General features: G+C 68.1%; 1 protein-coding gene. It reads left to right on the forward strand.

The genetic code is table 11. The features are described 5' to 3' along the window. Positions 1–1,258 (forward strand): beta-ketoacyl synthase N-terminal-like domain-containing protein (locus ACIPLC_RS38220; protein ID WP_400477670.1); only part of this gene is annotated, 1,258 nt, incomplete at both ends.

The raw sequence follows: 1,258 nt of genomic DNA on the forward strand, positions 1-1,258 counted from the left end.
GGTTCGACTCGTTGACCGCAGTGGAGTTCCGCAACCGGCTCAACAAGGAGACCGGACTGCGGCTGCCCGCGACCATGGCGTTCGACTACCCGACAACGGCGGCGCTGGTCGAACACCTGCGTGGCGAGTTGGTCGGCTCGGCCGACGACGACGTTCCGGTGGAGCCGGTGGCCGTGGCGGCCCCCGACGACCCGATTGCCATCGTCGGTATGGCCTGCCGTTACCCGGGTGGGGTCTTCTCGCCAGAAGACCTGTGGGAGCTGGTGGGTTCCGGCAAGGACGGCATGTCCGCGTTCCCGGTGGACCGGGGATGGAACGTCGAGGATGCGGACTACGCACTCCAGGGCGGTTTCCTCTACGAGGCGGGCGAGTTCGACCCCGAGTTCTTCGGGATCAGCCCCAACGAAGCCCTGGCGATGGACCCCCAGCACCGCCTCCTGCTGGAGACGTCGTGGGAGGCATTCGAGAGTGCCGGGATCGACCCCCGGACGCTGACGGGCAGCGCGACCGGCGTGTTCGCCGGGATGATGTGCAGTGACTATCTCCTCGACACCAGCGCGGGCGCGATCGCTTCGGGGCGGGTGTCCTACACCTTCGGGTTCGAGGGGCCCGCAGTCACCGTCGACACCGCGTGCTCGTCGTCGGCTGTCGCGCTCCATCTCGCGGTCCAGTCGCTGCGCTCGGGCGAGTGCTCGATGGCGCTGGCGGGTGGCGTAACCGTGATGGCCACGTCGGGCACGTTCGTGGAGTTCAGTCGTCAGCGTGGTCTTGCCTCGGATGGTCGGTGCAAGTCGTTCGCGGCTGCTGCCGATGGCACCGGTTGGGGTGAGGGTGTTGGCATGCTGCTGGTGGAGCGGCTGTCGGATGCCCGTCGTCACGGGCATCGGGTGTTGGCGGTGGTCGCGGGCACGGCGGTGAACCAGGATGGTGCGTCGAACGGGCTGACCGCGCCGAATGGTCCGGCGCAGCAGCGGGTGATCCGGCAGGCTCTGGCCAATGCCGGCCTGTCGGGTGCGGATGTCGATGTCGTGGAGGCGCACGGCACTGGAACGACGTTGGGTGATCCGATCGAGGCGCAGGCGCTGCTGGCGACTTATGGTCAGGAGCGCTCTGATGACCGGCCGCTGTGGCTGGGGTCGATCAAGTCGAACATCGGCCACACGCAGGCGGCGGCCGGTGTGGCGGGCGTGATCAAGATGGTCATGGCGATGCGGCACGGGGTGCTGCCCATGACGCTGCACGTGGATGAGCCGAGTCC

This window comes from Kitasatospora sp. NPDC086801, assembly GCF_044745805.1.
GTDB lineage: Bacteria > Actinomycetota > Actinomycetes > Streptomycetales > Streptomycetaceae > Kitasatospora.